The 967-nt window shown below is 66.6% G+C and carries 2 protein-coding genes; both read right to left on the reverse strand.

The genetic code is table 11. The features are described 5' to 3' along the window. On the reverse strand, positions 1–225 hold a 225-nt coding region (locus ELR45_RS16895; protein WP_129667584.1), incomplete at its 3' end, for an ATP-binding cassette domain-containing protein. Next, on the reverse strand, positions 222–965 hold the full coding sequence (locus ELR45_RS16900) for an ABC transporter permease (protein ID WP_129667585.1): 744 nt from the start codon (positions 963–965) through the stop codon (positions 222–224). The genes ELR45_RS16895 and ELR45_RS16900, both read right to left, overlap by 4 nt. Between the last annotated feature and the right edge of the window lie 2 nt (positions 966–967).

A 967-nucleotide genomic window follows, 5' to 3' on the forward strand; every position in this document is an offset into this window, starting at 1 on the left:
CGAACCGTCGTCCGGCACGGTGAACCCGGCCGCCATGTTGAGCAGGGTCGTCTTGCCGCAGCCGGACGGGCCGATGACGGACACGAACTCTCCGGGCTCGACGATGAACGAGCAGTTGTCGAGTACCTGAAGGTGGTCGCCCCCGCGTGTGTAGTGCTTGCCGATCCCGTCGAAGACGATCCGGTCGGATGTGGTCGCGTGGTTCGCCTCTGCGGTGAGGGTCATCGCGTCTTCTCCTGCCAGGTAGTGAGCCGGGACTGGACGATCTTGAGGACGAGGTCCATGAAAAGCGCGGCGAAGCCGATCATGGCGATGCCGACGAACATGTCGGGGATCCGGTAGAACGTCGCCGCATCCTGGACCGCGGCACCCAGGCCGCGCTGCGCGGCGACGAGCTCGGCGGCGACGACCGTGGCCCACGAGACGCCGAGTGCCACACGCACCGCCGTGAACAGGTGCGGAATCGATGCCGGAACAACGGTGCGGGCGAACACCTCCCAGGGGTTGGCGCCGAGTACCCGGGCCGCCCGGACCAGCAGCGGGTCGATGCTCGAGATGCCTTCGAACAGCACGATCACCGCCGCGAAGAACGAGGCGTAGACAAGAATGGAGATCCGGGCGTCCTCACCGATGCCGATATAGACGATCGCCAGCGGCACGAGTGCGATCGGCGGCAATGCGCGGAAGAAGTTCACGAGCGGTTCGGCCATCGCGCGCAGCGTGGAGTACCAGGCGAGCACAAAGCCGACGGGGAGCGCGAGCACCGATCCCGTGAGGACGCCGATGGTCACCCGGGTCATACTCACCCGGACGTCGAACAGCAGATCCTGCTCGGTGAACAGTACTCTCCCGGCGGACAGCACCTCGTCGGGACGTGGAATGCCCCGGCCGGAGACGATCCCCGAGACTGCGACGAGATACCAGGCCCCGACCGCGATGACGGCGCCGAGAATGCCGAGGGCGATCC

It is taken from the genome of Phytoactinopolyspora endophytica (genome assembly GCF_004138495.1).
In the GTDB taxonomy this organism is placed as follows: Bacteria; Actinomycetota; Actinomycetes; order Jiangellales; family Jiangellaceae; genus Phytoactinopolyspora; species Phytoactinopolyspora endophytica.